Below are 14,580 nucleotides of genomic sequence, written 5' to 3' on the forward strand. Positions count from 1 at the left end.
AGCGCCGCGATCATGTCGCGCCGCTTCGCGAGCGCATCGTCGGCCGGCAGGCCGCGCGTGGCGGCCGCGATGGCGCGGATATCATTCACCCCCTGCATGATGCTGTCGTACCCGTAGCCGACGTACTCCGGCTGATCGGGGCTGTTCCAGTCATCGTAGGTCTTGAAAAAGTTAGGATTGTAATGCTCGAACCCGCCGGATTGCGTGACGAAAAGGAGATTGCGGTTCTTGTGATCGGCCCAGTACTCGCCCTCCGTACCGAGGAGATTGAGCCCCTGGTTGGTCAAAGCCGACTGGTGCTCCGAGCAGACCCATGCGGTCTGAACCCACAGAACGGAGTCATCCTCCCATTCGATGGTTGCCTGCACCGCGTCGAACGCGTCTTTGCCCAACGTCGGCAACAGCTTCTTCTGCGCAAACGCGACGACGCGCCGCGGCCGGAGGCCGGTGATGAAGTAATAGGCATCCACGTAGTGCACGCCGATGTATTCAAAGGACGAGCTTTGCTCGCACCACCGCGCGAACCACTTCAAAGGAATCTCACGGCGCTCCTCGATCCACGCGTGACCGTGGAGCATCTGCCCCAGGTCGCCCTTGCGAAAGCGGTAACGCGCCGCGCGTATCGCGCGATCGTGGCGCTTGTGGTAGTCCGTGTAGACGTACGCGCCGCGCTCGTGTGCCGCGGCGGCGATGTCGTGCGCCTCGCTCACCTTCAGGCACAGCGGCTTCTGCACGACGCAGTGATGTCCGGCCTTAATTGCCGCCATGACGACCGGCGTGTGCAGGTGATCCGGCGTGGCGACGACCACGATTCCCGGTGCCGGCAGCTCCGCTATCGCCTGCTTGTACTCCTCCGGGCGGCTGTCTTCAGGGGCGACACGCTCCGGGTCGGGGTAGCAGCGGAAGGTCTCGTCGGGGAACACGTCGCGGAGCCGCAGGATCGTCGCCGCGCGTCGCGAGGCGACCGCGATATCACCCGCGCGGTGACGCCTGCGCTCCTGAAACAGCGTCGGGAGGACGACCTCCTCGGAAATCATGCCGCCGCCGACGACGAGCACCGGCAACTGCAGATCAGTCTTCATAACCAACCTCCGATCGTATCCCTGGAACCCGTCTTGATGCAACGCGGGGAGCCGACGCGGGACACCTCCGCAACGGCATGACTGTGTGGCGAAGCGACAGTTTCGGCGGAGACGCCGTCCGGTCCTGCCGGCGACCGACGCGGGCCGGTGCCGCGCTAGTGCACGCGCACGAAGTTGTTGCCTGGCATGCGGCGCACCAGGCCGCGCAGCTCGAGGATCGTGAGGATTGCGTTGACCTGCGAGGAAGGCAATTGCGTCTCGACGATGAGCGAATCCACATCGGTTTGCTGTAGGCTGAGGCGGGCCAGGATGTCGCTCTCCTCTTGCGACAGGTCCTCGACCGGAGGCTCGGGGCGCTTGGGAGCCGCGGGGAGGTCCAGCTCGTCGAGAATGTCGTCAACGGTCTCCACGAGCTTGGCGCCCTGCTTGATGAGCAGGTGCGTCCCGCGACTCTGCACGGTGTTGACCGCGCCCGGGACCGCGAACACGTCGCGGCCCTGATCGAGGGCATGGTCGGCGGTGATAAGCGCGCCGCTCTTCTCGGGGGCTTCCACGACGACGGTGGCAAGCGCGAGTCCGCTGATGATTCGGTTGCGTGCCGGGAACCGCCACCGCTCGGGGCGCGCGCCGAGCGGGAACTCCGGAATGACAGCGCCGTGCTCTACGACGCGCCCGATGAGGGCGTGATTGCTAGGCGGATAAGTCACATCGAGCCCGCAGGCGCACACGCCGACGGTGCGCCCCGCCTGCAAGGCGCCCTCGTGTGCTGCGGAGTCTATGCCGAGCGCGAGGCCGCTGATGACGGTGAGCCCTGCGCGAGCCAACTCGCGGCCCAGAGTCTCAGCAACCAGGCGTCCGTAGGGGCTGGCCCGGCGCGTGCCGACGATCGCGATCGCGCGCTGGTCGCAATCCTGAATCTCGCCCCGGACGTAGAGGATTGGCGGCGACCCGTGAATCTGCCGGAGCAGGGGGGGATAGTGCAGGTCGCGGATGGTGACGATGTGCCCGCCGAGTTCCTCGAGTTTCCGCAGGTCATCGTCGGCTGGCGCCTGAGCGGCATCGCGCAGCCGGCGCTCTTCCGACGGGGACAGGGGACAGACAGCACGCCATTCCCCGGCCGATGCCGCCAGCAAGTCATCGGGCGACGGAAAGCGTTCGAGCAAGGCCAGGGCCTGTGCCGGCCTCAGCTCTGCTCTGCTCAACGCCAGCCATGCCTCGAGGGCCACTCTGACTCCCTTGCGCGAGCCGCCGGCCGCACAATCGCGCGCAACTCCAGAGCGCGACTGACGCCGCGGCCGGCGCGTCGTGCTCAGTCCTCCGCGGCTTTGACTATCGCGGGGTCGAGGCCGGTGAACTGCTCCACGTACTCGCGCCGCTCGCGCTTCAAGTCATTGACGAGCCGCTCGACCTCGGCCGTGGAGTAGAAGGCGGACGGATCGAACTTGCGGATGTCCACACCTTCGATCTCCTCCGGGACTTCGAGGCCGAAGTGCGGTTCCTTGGTCCACTTGACGGTGCCCCGCACGGCGGCGCGGAACAGCGCCGAGGTCTCAGGGATCTGGATGCGCATGACCTCGCGCTTGACGCGGAACGTGCCGTCCTTCTGCTTCTCGCGCACCTCGCCGACGCCGCCGGTGTTGATGAGGTAGCACTGAACGTTGGGGTGCTTGCGGAAGAATCCCAAGACCCAGTTGCCCTCCGCGGCCTCGTCGCCAACGATGAACGGATTGGTGCCGACGACGCGCACCGATTCGCCGGCACGCCGCGGGTCGCCCGCCGAGCTTTCCACCGATTCGCCGAGCATGAACGCCAGCGCTCCTTGCTCCGGGGTCAGGCGCGATACCATGGGCAGCACCGTATTGCGCCGCGTGATGAAGAACAGCAGGAGCCCGTCGGTCTCGTCGGCCGGCGGCAGGTCAATGGTGTCACTCGCGTGCGGTGCGAAGTTGGCCATCTGCACGACGCCGCGGCCATTGCTGGTCAGGGTTTCATCCTGGAAGTCAATGTTGCCTTCGGAGTCCACCATCACGTTCTCGAAGATGGTGTTGGGCTGAATGGCGGCGTTGTAGAGCAGCGGCTGGCCGTGAGGATCGAGGCCCTCGGTCTTCAGGTAAAAGCCGCGCTCGGTACCCAAGGCGCTGCCATCCTTGCGCAGGAAGCAGACGTCATCCTGGACGACATCCATCGTCTCGCCGTCCTGGGACAGGCCGTGATCGTGACAGGAATGCGTCGTCTTGCCTGTTGCCGACAGACCGAACAGGAGTATGCTGTAGCGATGCATCTTGCCATCAGGCTGACGCGCCTGCACCATCTTCGCCCCCGCGTGCACGCCGAGCATGCCTTCCTGCTTGGCGTACCACATCGCCATGCGCAGGAACCCTTTCTTCGCCTCGCCCATGTAATCCGAGCCGAGCACGAAGGTGACGCCTTGCTCGGGGAACACCAGGATCTGGCGATTCTGCTCCGGCCACTCCGGGACGCAGATCCAGTGCATGTCGGGACCGGGGGCGGTCGGCCTGTACGCGAACAGCGTCTCGCCCCACATGTAGGCGAGCTGTGCGGCGTACTTGCTGTAGACCGAGACGTACATCGTGCAGTGGGGGCAGAATGTGGTGTTGTTGCCCATGGTGCGCTCAATGCAGATCAGCCGCGTCCGGTCGAGATAACGCTGGAGCTTGCGCAGCGTCTCGGGCGCTTGGTCGAGGATCTCGCGCTGGCGCGGGCTGAGGTCGGGTTGCAGCACCTTCTTGCTGCCTAGGTAAACCGTCAGGCCCGCACTGCGGTTGCGCACGCTGGATACGAAGTTGTAACTCCCGAACTCGGTTAGCTGGCCGAACTGGAGCGCTCGATCCTTGGCGGCAGCATCCGACAGATGCTCCACGTTATGGTAATGGTACAAGGCTCTGGCCAGCTCTCCGACGTCGAGTTGCGTCTTCTTCCTTGCCATACCACGACACCTCCGCGACGCTGCTTGCCCAGTCTCGCCAGCGCTGGTAGTCCTCAACTCGTCGGGGACGGGGTCCGCGAGAATGATTCCTCGATCCGCCGACCTTCCGGTGACACACGGGCCCTGTGAGTGTGGGGATCTGCGCGTGCAGAAAGGATGCCAAGGGCGCCCGTGCCCGCCCCGGCGGTCGCACCGTCAGCAGCCCGCAGATACGAATGTTACCATAAGGGTCTCATTCCGCGCAACCTGGATTCCGGAGAAGCCGTGAGCGGCGAGCATACATGACGCCGCTTGGCGACTCAACGACTTGCCGGCGCCGTGGCAGCAGGATTTGCGCAATGCCTACGCCGGAGAACGCCTTGGCTCTCGGTGTTGCACGTGGGTGCGCCGGCGCGAGCTGACTGCGCCGCGCGGCGGAGGTGGGCAAATCAGCGATGACAGTGCGCGGCGAGGTCGGCGCTCACAGATCGCCGAGACGGAACAGAGCCACGTCGTCCACATAGACCTTCTCATCCCGCTCGAAGCCGTTGACGATGACGATTGCCAGTAGTTCCGCGACTCTCTTCCCATCGAGCTCCGCCGGGATCCGTGCGGCGGTTGCCACAGCCTGCCAGCGGCCGGAAACAGGGGTGATCGTCGTGCTCGCCGCGGGCAGGTTGCGGTGCTCGGCATCGCGAGGCGTGATGGAAAGCTCGACGGTCCCGGCGCTATCCTGTCCGGCGGGCGTATAGACTAAGCACACCGCCGCATAGCGCCCGGGGTCGAAAGGCGCGAGTTGATAGGGCCCGCCGCGCTTGACGCCATCGCACAAGACGCTCGCCCCGCCGCTGTGGGCGAGCTCCTGCGTTCCGGTCATCGAGCCGATGCCCCACTTGACCCACAGGCTCCACTGCTCCGGCTGCTCGCCGCCCTGCTCGAACGAGGGGTTGGCGAGAAGGTTGCGGCCGGTGCCCTCGGCGACGGCCAGCATGGTGCGGGCGTGGTCGCGCAGCGCCTCGTTCTCCGTGGAGTCCACGATTTGCCGCAGGCGCGCACGCACCTCCTCGCTGCGGCCGACCCAGTCGTAAACCTTCCACAAGCCGGTGGCGCCCCAGTCGCCGCCGCGCAAAGCCGGGTATCGCTCCATCGTCAAGGGCTGCACGAGGACCGGGTCATCGGGGAACTGCTCGAGCGAGAGCCGCCGGCGCTTCTCGTCCATCGCGATGCGCCCTGCGGCGTCGTCAACGACAGCGAGAGCTGCGCGTTCTGAGGCCACCGGATCACTGAGCGGTTCGCGGCGCGGGTAGGCCAGCGCTGATGCTTCGTAGTACTCGAAGGCTTGCAGCAGCAACTCCGCGCGGGCGCGCTGCTTGTCGGTCTTCGTCTTGGCGACGACGGATCCGAGCAGCCGGCGGCATTCGGCGATTTCGTCGGGCGTAACGTCGGCAAGATAGCTCGCGTTATAGAAAGGCAGGTACTGGCCCGCCTCGGCGAACCATGCCGAAGCGAGGATGCGCCGCGTCCAGAACTCCTCCCAATGTACATAGTAGGCCTTTAAGTCACCCGCCGCGTCCGGGCCAACGCAACGGTCGTACCACTCGTCCAGCAAGGCATCCACATCAAGATACGGGTTCCACTGGAGCTTGAGCGAGGCGTACAACTTCGGCCCCTCGCCCCAGTTGGGGTACGCCTCGGCGTACAACGCGCGCACGCCGTGCTCGCGAGCGAAGCGGTAGTAATCCGCCATGTGGTGGAACCACACCCGTGGCAGGCAGTACGGGCTGCCGTAGATGTAGTCGTACCAGCCGACGGTCGGCGAGGCCGCTTGCCAGGCCTGCGTCATCTCCTCACCCTGCGCGCGCAGGGCGGGATGAGTCCACTTCATACGGTCGTAGGTCATGAAGGGGATAATGCGCTCGTGAACCTTGACCCGGTCCGGCGGTTGAGCGATTTCGCTGTACGCCAGGCAGCCGAAGAACTTGTCGGGATGATGCTTGAGCACGCCCTCTACCACGGCGTTCGCCCACTCGAAGTAGCGATCCGAGAGGTGATCGCGGCCGAGGAAGTTCTTCACGCCCGGATCGCGGGCGCGGCACGTCTCACACTCGCAGTGGCCGCTGGAGTCGTTCACGCCAAGTGAGGATGACTGCGCTTCGGGATGCTCGTCGAAGTACCGGACTATGTTCTTGACGGCCTCTTCAACGATGCCCGGGGCGGTGAAGCACGGCTGCCAGCCGTGGGTGTCGTTGGTGGGGGGCAAGAAGCGTTTGCCGTCATGAATCGGGAAGAACTCTGGGTGGGTCTTCATGTAGGTCTCGGGTGGAAACAACTGCACCAGGTTGTGATGGAAGCTGACCCGGCCGTTCATGCGCAGCCGCCGCGCCCAGGTGTTCTGGACGGCATTCGGGAGGCCGCTGAAGAGGCGCGAGAAGAACGCGGGTTGATCGCGCAGCGGCTCCATCGCGATCCGTATGCTTGCGCGAACCGGCAAGTCCGTGCCATCGGGACCGGGCAGCAGCCAGCGCACGCCAACGTACCGCTCCAGGAATTCGTATACGCCGAACTCGGTCCCGGCCGGGGCCGGCCCTACGATGACGATGTTGAGCGGTTCGGGGAAGGCGATCACGAAGCCGTCGCCGTCGAGGTCGTGCAGATCGAGCGACAGCGCGCTGACGTAGTCGCTCGGGCCGACGTGGATCGCCGCGAGCCCGGCGGGAGCAGCGGGTACGATTGCGAGGAGAGCGCCGGTGGACTCCTGAATCGCGTGCTGCATCTCGGCACACGCTGTCCTGAGGGTCTCGGGCACGTCCGCGGCCAGGACGATGGCTGCGCGCGGCTCACCGTTCTCGACGATGCACACCGTGTCAGTCGCAGCCATGAGCGGGGCTCCCGTCAGCCACGCCAGTACGATCGCTGCCGACCGCATACGTAACATATTGCGCCTCCCGCCTCGCGACGACGAGACTATCCAAGGATTCAGACATCGGACGTCCTGTCAGGGCTTGGTTGGTCTGCATAACCAACTATGTCTTTGGACGCAGTCCTGCGCGCCACCTGCATCGCCGCCGCGCGTGGCGCGGTTGGCTTCACATTGCAGGATCGCGCAAAGAGGATTGGCGCAAGCAGGGGGCAAACAAGAGTCCCGACGACGAGGGATCGGAGATTGGACTATGGAGTATGGGCTGTTCCTGTTTCTGGGCCTGGTGTGCGCCTGTTTCTGCGCGGCGGGCGGCCTCAGCGAGATTGACCGCTGGGGCCTGCACTGGAAGGCGGTCAACTACGAGCGGGCGATGCAGGCCCGGCATCTGCGTGACGGCGGCCTGGCCATCGGCGGCGTTGACTTTCCCTTCCCCAAGGGGCACGAGCGCGAGGATGACGAGAACTGCGCGTATCTGACCGGCGCCTACCTCGCCGCGGTGTGCTTTCGATACGCGGTGACGGGAGAGCCCGAAGCCTTGGAGCAGGCTAAGCGGAGCGCCGCGTCGCTGCGCAAGCTGGTGGATGTGACCGGATCCCCGGGTTACCTCGCCCGCTGGTGGCGCCCGGCAACCGCCGACGCCCCGACGCCGACCGGTTGGCTCGCCAAGTGCTGGCAGAGGAACGGCGCCTACGAATGGCTGGGCAACCCGAGTACCGACCAGTACACCGGGGTCTTCTTCGGCTGGAGCGTCTACTACGATCTGGCGGCCGATGCAGCGGAGCGCAAGCTCACAGCGAAGTATGTCGGCGACATGGCGGGCCGCATCCTGGACGCGGACATGAAGATTCTCGATCCCGAGGGGAAGCCCACGACCTGGTACGACATGGCCCCTGAAACGCTGCAGCAGCCGGTCTACGCCCCGGTGGCGTTGCACCTGCTCAAGGTCGCATACCAGGTCACGGGCGAGCAGCGCTTCGAGGACAAGTATCGGGAGTTGGCGCTGCAGCACGACTACCTCGCGCGGTCCTGCAAGCGAAGCGACGACCCGGAATGGAACCGCTCCGATGACGTGATGAGCTTTGAGTCCTTCTACACCACCATTACTCAGGAGAAAGACGCGGAGATCCGGCAGGGCTTGGTGAAGGCGCTCCAGGTCAACTGGGATGACGTGCGCGCGGATGGGCGGTGGCTGTTCGGCATATTCTACGACGCCCTGTGCCCCGGGCGCGGCCAGTCGAAGATCGCTCTTCAGGAACTCGTCGACTACCCGTCTCACAAGATAACCGTGAAGGATCGCGAGCAGACCGAGGAGCCAATCCCGGCGTGGCAGCGCTCGTACGGCTGGTTCGAGTTCATGTGCGACACACGGATGCGCCTCGTCGGCTCCGAGCAGGCGGGCGTGGACTACCTGCTCGCCTACTGGATGGCGCGCCATCACGGACTGGTATGAACAGCGGCGCCGTCGGTGATACCAGGCTCAGCATCACGCTTCGTCAACGCGCAGGAGAGGCCCCATGCGACTGACTGACATTCTCCCCTCAATCCCTCCTGTGCGCCGTCTCGTGGTCTCCGCGCCCGATGCCGCCGGGGACAGCGTGGACTTCTGGATCTGGTACCGTTCGTTTCAAGGCCTGATCAACCGTGAGGAGCCGCACCTCTATCTCATGCAGGGCAGCGACCGCGCGCGCCGACGCCGGCCGCGCGACCTCTGCGAGTCGCACTGGCTCGACTACTATGTGAAGACGTTCGGCTTGCCCGTGGATGACCTCGATGACGTAGATGAGGTGATCGAACGCTACAAGCACCTCGTCGGCGGCTACATCCTGTACGACAACGAGTGCGTGATTCAGACCCAGAACCTGGCCATCACGCGCGCCGGGCTCGAGAGCTTGCTGCCCGTCGCGCCCGACCAGGAACACTGGATGGAGCGCCACGGCATCGCCAAGCGCGACGACCTGCGCGGCAAGTTCGCCGACGACGCCGAGGCCGCGGAGTGGGCGATTGGGAATCTCTGGCCCTACTGCCACAAACGGCTCTACGCCAACCTGTGCGTCCACCGTCCGTTCTGGTACGCCATGGGTCACACGCTGGAGGACTTCATCGTTTATCATCGAGGCCTGGCTCTCGACCTGCCATTGAGCCGTCAATCGCGCAAAACGCTCCGCCTCTACCGTCGGATGCTGGAGTCCGCCGATGCACCAGGCGTGCAGATGAACTGGCACTGCATCTGCGACCAGGAGAAGGAATACGTCGCCGAGGCGGCCGAGCGAGGATTCTTCACGCTCTGCAGCGTGAGCACGCCGAACCTGACGATCCACGGCGGAGTGGGCGACCTGGATGCGGCATACGAGCAGCCCCGGCCCCAGCGCGAGGACTGTCGCGCCGAGCCGGACAGGATTTACGTCTGTCTCTATGTCAGCGATGGGGATGCGACGTGGGCGATGAACAACCTGCACTCCGGTAACTGGCTCGATCCCGCGCGGGGGCGGTTCAAGCTCGGCTGGGGGCTGCTGCCCTTCATGGTCAAGCTCATGCCCGGGATGGTGCGCTACTACCATGAGACCCGCAAGCCGAACGACTGCTTCTGGGGCCCGTCATCCGGGGCGGGTTACACCTACTCCCACTTGTGGCCGGACAGCCTGGTTCATGGTTATCTGGAAGAGACGCGGCGGCTGCTCGACCAGACCGGCCAGCATGGCTGCAATATGGTGAACTGGTTCCTGCGCGACTGGTGGCGGGAGGTCGAAAACGACACGGCCGTGAGTAGGGAGCAGGAGACTCTGGCGCCGGGCCCGGGATTGATCTGCGGCCTTGGCGGGTCACCGTACGCCAAGAGCTATCTCGACGGGCCGATCCCAAAGCTGCATTCGGCTCACATCGCCAACGGGGGACGCGACAATATCGGCGATATCGTTAGCTTGAGCAGGGAGTGCCCCACGCCGCCGCTGTTCCTGTTCCTTTTCGCCCAGATAGCTGCGGGAGTTCTCGGGCATCTCGCCGGCGAAATGGAGGAACTCGCGCGACACCCTCAGATCCAGCTCCTCGGCATGGACGAGTTCTTCCTGACGCTGCAAGATGCTATCGCTCGGGGGTTGGTCAAGCAGCCGCTGTACGAGAAGACGGAGGCGCTCGCGGAGACCTGGCTGAAAGCGCCGGGGCGACACCGCCTGCCGCTGTGCGATCGTGTCGCGACGGAGCTTGCGCGGGTCGCCCATGCTTCGCCCGAGGAGCGGCGGCGACTGCTCGCGGAAGGCGCGTGGATCGAACTCGTCTCGCGCGAGATCGAGCACGTCGCCCGCGATCGAGAGAAGTTCTTCGCGCACTTCAAGGGCTTGCGGCCCACCCCGCGGGCGGAGGAAGCGGACACGCTGCTCTACGTCGCGTTCACCGTGGCGTGGAACGTCGTGCGCGCCGCGATCGAGGCCCAGGGCATCTACGCGAACCACCGCACGCAGTGCCTCAATGACTTCAAGCGGACATGCGGCGATTGGGTTGACGCGGCGCCGTTCGAGAGACTGTTCGCGGCGTGGGAGAGGTGGGAAAACGGCGCGCCGGGCGTGGAAGAGCTTGGCGGATGGTGCGATGGCGTCGCCCGTGCCGCATCGGTGCTGCGGGAGCGCCTGAGTCCCGGGGAAACCGAGGAGTTCACGGGCTGGCCGCCTCCGACGATTTGAGAATGCGCGCCAAGCGGGAGGCCGCAATGCGGACGATCATTCCACGGGCTGTCGTCGCATCAATCATCATATATTGCCTAATGTTGGGCGCGATCGCGCACGCGGAGGCAGCGATGCTCGTACCGGAGATCTACGGCGAGTGGTGGACGGTTGCGGGGGATCCCGACCTGGGTGCTCTCACCGATCCCAAACAGCAGCCCGTTGATTTCGCTGTCTGGCGGGCCGCCGATGGAACCTGGCAGCTTTGGTCGTGCATCCGAAACACGAAATGCGGCGGCCACACGCGGCTGTTCTATCGGTGGGAAGGGAGGAACCTGACCGACCCGGACTGGACACCAATAGGCGTCGCGATGCAGGCCGATCCGCAGTTCGGCGAGACGCCCGGCGGCCTCCAGGCGCCCCACGTCCTCAGGATTGGCGGGGTCTACCACATGTTCTACGGGGACTGGGAGAACATCTGCCTGGCGACGAGCGCTGACGGCAAGGCTTTCACCCGGCGGCTCAACGCCGACGGCAGGGCCGGCATGTTCAGCGAGGGCCTGGGGAACAACACGCGCGATGCGATGGTCTTGCCCGTGGGCGAGGCGTACCACTGCTACTACACCGCGTTCCCGAACCAGCACGGCGCGGTGTACTGCCGGACGTCGCGCGACCTCATGGAGTGGAGCGACTCCACGGTCGTCGCCTTCGGCGGATCGGCGGGCACCGCGCCGTGGTCGGCCGAGTGTCCGTTCGTCGTGCATCACGAGGCGTCGGGGTATTACTACCTCTTCCGGACGCAGCGCTACGGCCCCGAGGCGCAGACCAGCGTCTATCGCTCGAAAGACCCGCTGCACTTCGGGATTGACGAAGACGAGCGCTACTTGGTGTGCAGGCTGCCCATCGCCGCGCCGGAGATCATCGAGCACGAGGGTGAGTACTACATCGCGTCCCTGCTGCCGAGCCTGAAGGGCATTCAGGTCGCCCGCCTGCGCTGGAGCGAGCGCTGAAGCGCAGGCGACTGCATGCCGGACGGATTGCCGGCGCTGAGCGGGCGTTGTGCGCAAGGTCAGGAGTCATGAAGAAGTCCGTGTTGCTGTGGCTGGCTGTCGCCGTGAGTCTGGTGTCGGGCCCGGGTGCGCGGGCGCGGTTCGAGCGGATTGCCTACAACAATCCCGGACTCGTCGTTGACCTGGGCGTGGGATTGTGGGCGGTGCCGCTGCCGATGGACTATGACGGCGACGGCGACAACGATCTGCTGGTAGCAACCACCAACAAGCCTTCCAACGGCATCTACTTCTTCGAGAACCCCGACGGCGCCGTCGGATTCCCAACATTCAGGCCGGCCGTACGCCTCGGTGATGCGACGGGCAACATTCAGATCTCATATCCAGGCGATGCCTACCGCATTCTGACTCCCGGCCGCGACCATCGTGAATTCAAGAGCAGTCTCCTGACCGCCGGGGAGCCGATCCCGTACGAGCAGAGCTTCTACGCCGGCCGCGCAAACCAATGGCGAATGTACGATTACGATGGCGACGGGGCGCTCGATCTGGTGATCGGTGTCAGCGATTGGCGCGAGTACGGCTGGGATGATGCGTACAACTCCGATGGTGTCTGGACGCGCGGCCCGCTGCACGGATACCTGTACGTCGTCAGAAACGTCGGAACCAACGAGAAGCCGAAGTACGGTGAAGCAACGCAGGTCGCGGCCGGCGACAAGCCGCTCGACGTCTTCGGCTGCCCCTCGCCGAGCCTCGCGGATTGGGATAGCGACAGCGACCTCGACATCATCTGCGGCGAGTTCCTCGACAAGCTGACGTATTTCGAGAACGTCGGAACGCAGCATGCTCCGCGCTATGCCGGCGGTCGGTTCCTGAAGTACGAGGGCAGGATCATCACGATGGATCTGCAGATGATCCAGCCCGTCGCTGTTGACTGGGACAAGGACGGCGATGTTGATCTTATCGTCGGGCAGGAGGATGGCCGCGTCGCATTGCTGGAGAATACGGGCACGTTGATGAGCGGCACGCCCGCCTTCCTGCCGCCGCGCTTTTTCCAGCAGCAGGCGGATTGCGTCAAGGTCGGCGTCCTCGTGACACCGTGCAGCTGCGACTGGGACGGCGATGGCGACGAGGACCTGATCTGCGGCGATACCGCGGGTTATATCAGCTTCGTCGAAAACCTCGACGGCGGGTATCCGCCGAAATGGGGCGCGCCGCAGTACCTGGAAGCCGATGGCGGCACGATACGCATACAAGCCGGTTACAACGGCTCAATCCAGGGGCCGGCCGAGGCCAAGTGGGGCTACACCGTGCCGTGCGTTGCGGATTGGAACCACGACGGCCTGCTCGACATTATGGTCAACTCGATCTGGGGCGAGGTGCTGTGGTACCAGAACATCGGAACGCGGGCCACGCCGCGGCTCAAGTACGCACAGCCCGTGGAGGTTGAATGGCAAGGCGACCCGCCGAAGCCGGAATGGAACTGGTGGGATCCCAAGGGCAAGCAACTCGTGACCCAGTGGCGGACGAGCCCTGCTGTGATTGATCTCAACGGCGATGGCCTCAACGACCTCGTGATGTTGGATCACGAGGGCTATCTCGCGTTCTTCGAACGGCGTAAGGCCGCGGGCGAGTTGCAGTTGCTACCGGGCAGGCGCATGTTTTTCAACGAAGACGGCAGCCCGCTTCGATTGAACGCAGGTCGCGCCGGCAAGAGCGGACGGCGCAAGGTCGTGCTCGTGGACTGGGATCGCGACGGCCGGCTTGATATCCTGGCTAACAGCGTCAACGTGGATTTCCTGCGCAATGTATCGACTGATGGCGGCTACGTCTATCGCAACATGGGGCCGGTGGATGACATGATTCTCGCCGGGCACACCACGTGCCCGACCGTCGTGGACTGGGACGGGAACGGGGTGCCCGATCTGCTCGTGGGCGCGGAGGATGGATTTCTCTACTATCTGGAGAACCGTCACGGCTCCTAGCCCGGGCGCGATGCGCCGGATACGATCGAAGTCGCGGAGCCGCCGCGCAAGCTGGAGCGCACGATGCCGAAAGAAGTGATGCGGCGCAAGGCCGCCGACAACGTGTACCTGCACAAGGACTTCCACGGCGCATTGAGCGCGGGCATTGAGTACTTGCACGAGCGCTACGGCGACGAGGCGGTGCGCGAGTACCTGCGCGGATTCGCCGCGACCTACTATGGCCCGCTGATCGCGGCCCTGCGGGAGCGCGGGCTGATTGCACTGAAAGAGCATTTCGAGCGGATTTACGCGGCCGAGCAGGGCGACATTCGGGTGACCTGCTCCGACGACGAACTCCTGCTCGAGGTAGCGGCCTGTCCGGCTGTCAGCCACATGCGCGGGCGGAGCTACGCCGTCGCACGGCTGTTCTCGGAGACGGGCAAGGCGGTTTACGAGGGCATCTGCGAGGGGACGCCGTTTGCGGTTGAGGTGCTGGAGCGCGACGATGCCACCGGCCGCAGCCGCGTGCGGTTCCACAGGAGGGAGCTGTGATCCCCTGCACGGATTTCATTCCCGCCTACAGCGAGCTGTTCAAGTATCTGGAGGCCCGCGGCGGCCGGGAGGCGGTGTTGGACTTCTGGGACTATCTCTCGGACAACTTCCTGGGGAATCTCAGACAATTGGCCGAGCAGCGCGGGATTCGCGGTTGCTGGGACTACTGGACGCACACGCTCAACGAAGAAGCCGCGGACTTCACGATGGAGTTGGACGAAGAGGCCGGTGAGTTCCGTATCACCATGCACCGCTGCCCGTCGAAGGGGTTGCTTCTGCAGTGCGAGCACATCAAACCGTACCGTGACTACTGCGGCCACTGCGATGTGCTCTACCGGCGCATCCTCGAGCCGCTCGGCTACGAGTGCTCGCTCGATATGTCGCGCTGCGACGAAGCCGCGTGCGTGTTTGAGGTGAAACGCAAGGGCCCTGCTGCCGCTGGCGGGTGAGTGGCGGCACAGTATCTTTCCAGTTTTCTG

The 14,580-nt window shown here is 64.9% G+C and carries 10 protein-coding genes; 6 read left to right on the plus strand and 4 right to left on the minus strand.

Annotation, left to right across the window (positions count from 1 at the left end):
* The 4 genes from JSV65_05175 to JSV65_05190 form a co-directional block, all read right to left on the minus strand.
* On the minus strand, positions 1-1,082 hold a 1,082-nt coding region (locus JSV65_05175; protein ID UCH35745.1), incomplete at its 3' end, for a Gfo/Idh/MocA family oxidoreductase.
* A gap of 155 nt (positions 1,083-1,237) precedes the next feature.
* On the minus strand, positions 1,238-2,308 hold the full coding sequence (dprA, locus tag JSV65_05180) for a DNA-processing protein DprA (protein UCH35746.1): 1,071 nt from the start codon (positions 2,306-2,308) through the stop codon (positions 1,238-1,240).
* 83 nt (positions 2,309-2,391) lie between these two features.
* Complete coding sequence (locus tag JSV65_05185) at positions 2,392-4,029, minus strand: phosphoenolpyruvate carboxykinase (GTP) (GenBank protein UCH35747.1); 1,638 nt, start codon at positions 4,027-4,029, stop codon at positions 2,392-2,394.
* Positions 4,030-4,489: 460 nt separating this feature from the next.
* Positions 4,490-6,886, minus strand: a complete 2,397-nt coding sequence (locus JSV65_05190) for a DUF4838 domain-containing protein (protein UCH35748.1) — start codon at positions 6,884-6,886, stop codon at positions 4,490-4,492.
* 292 nt (positions 6,887-7,178) lie between these two features.
* Between JSV65_05190 and JSV65_05195 the strand changes: the two genes are divergently transcribed.
* The 6 genes from JSV65_05195 (at position 7,179) to JSV65_05220 (ending at position 14,550) form a co-directional block, all read left to right on the plus strand.
* A complete protein-coding gene (locus JSV65_05195; GenBank protein ID UCH35749.1) occupies positions 7,179-8,378 on the plus strand; it encodes a hypothetical protein in 1,200 nt (399 codons plus the stop codon).
* 64 nt (positions 8,379-8,442) lie between these two features.
* Positions 8,443-10,602, plus strand: coding sequence for a hypothetical protein (locus JSV65_05200; GenBank protein ID UCH35750.1), 2,160 nt, complete (start codon positions 8,443-8,445; stop codon positions 10,600-10,602).
* A 113-nt stretch (positions 10,603-10,715) separates the two neighbouring features.
* Positions 10,716-11,591: a hypothetical protein gene (locus tag JSV65_05205; GenBank protein UCH35751.1), complete on the plus strand. Its 876-nt coding sequence runs from the start codon at positions 10,716-10,718 to the stop codon at positions 11,589-11,591.
* 68 nt (positions 11,592-11,659) lie between these two features.
* Positions 11,660-13,570, plus strand: coding sequence for a VCBS repeat-containing protein (locus JSV65_05210; GenBank protein UCH35752.1), 1,911 nt, complete (start codon positions 11,660-11,662; stop codon positions 13,568-13,570).
* 63 nt (positions 13,571-13,633) lie between these two features.
* Positions 13,634-14,101, plus strand: coding sequence for a hypothetical protein (locus JSV65_05215; protein ID UCH35753.1), 468 nt, complete (start codon positions 13,634-13,636; stop codon positions 14,099-14,101).
* The gene (locus JSV65_05220; protein ID UCH35754.1) at positions 14,098-14,550 is read left to right on the plus strand and encodes a hypothetical protein; all 453 of its coding nucleotides are present in this window, start codon (positions 14,098-14,100) and stop codon (positions 14,548-14,550) included. The genes JSV65_05215 and JSV65_05220 overlap by 4 nt, the downstream gene beginning before the upstream one ends.
* The last annotated feature ends 30 nt before the right edge of the window (positions 14,551-14,580 follow it).

This window comes from Armatimonadota bacterium (assembly GCA_020354555.1).
Lineage (GTDB): Bacteria > Armatimonadota > Hebobacteria.